2 protein-coding genes are annotated in these 728 nt (G+C 70.6%); both read right to left on the bottom strand.

The window, feature by feature from the left end; all coding sequences use genetic code 11:
- Positions 1-242 (bottom strand): NAD(P)H-binding protein (locus tag DBR34_RS21925; protein WP_219928347.1); only part of this gene is annotated, 242 nt, incomplete at its 3' end.
- Between the two features lie 64 nt (positions 243-306).
- Positions 307-728 (bottom strand): class I SAM-dependent methyltransferase (locus DBR34_RS21570; protein WP_219928346.1); only part of this gene is annotated, 422 nt, incomplete at its 5' end.

The raw sequence follows: 728 nt of genomic DNA, 5'->3' as shown, positions 1-728 counted from the left end.
CCGGCACCGCCCGCACCGGCGGTGAAGACGACGACGTCACTTCCCGCCATCTGCCCCGCCAGGGTGCCCGCGTCGATGGCGGTGAGGTCGCCGGTGACCGGCGTTGCGCCAAGGGCGCCCAGTTCAGCGCCCTGCTCGGCACGACGATGCAGCGCGAGCACGCGATGCTGTTTGTCGGCCAGTTGCTTGACGAGATGACGTCCCACCTTGCCGGCGGCGCCGATGATGAACACCTGGGTCATGCTGTTCTCCTGCATGCGTATCAGCACCCAGCGTAGCCACCGCGGCGTGACCATGCCGTGGCGCTTACGCCAGCGCGACCCAGCCGCGGAAACCCAGGCCCTGGTAGAAGCTCTCGACCCGGCCGAAACCGGCCTCGCGCAGCAGTGCCTCGTCCTGCGCCGGCGACAGGATATGCACGTGCTCGGCGACGGCGGCGCGACCGTGCTCGGCCTGCTCCGGCGTGATGCCGGAGGACATCGCAAAGTCGGCGTAGCGTTGCAGCCAGCGCGCACGCGCACTGTCGTTCTGCTCGAAGCTCATGTGCGCCACGACCAGCGGCGCGCCCGGGCGCAAGCGCCGATGCAACGCACCCAGCGTCGGCACGCGTTCCTGCGGCGGCACGAAATGCAGGGTGAGCAGGCAGGCCGCCGCATCGAACGGCCCGTCGGGCGCCACGTCGACGTAGCCGTGGTGCAGGTGCGCGCGGTGCGCGCGGTGCGCATCCT

Source organism: Stenotrophomonas sp. HMWF003 (assembly GCF_003061285.1).
Classification (GTDB): domain Bacteria; phylum Pseudomonadota; class Gammaproteobacteria; order Xanthomonadales; family Xanthomonadaceae; genus Stenotrophomonas; species Stenotrophomonas maltophilia_AP.
The sequence above is the reverse complement of the archived record's forward strand: the minus strand, read 5'-3'. Positions and strand labels throughout refer to the sequence as shown.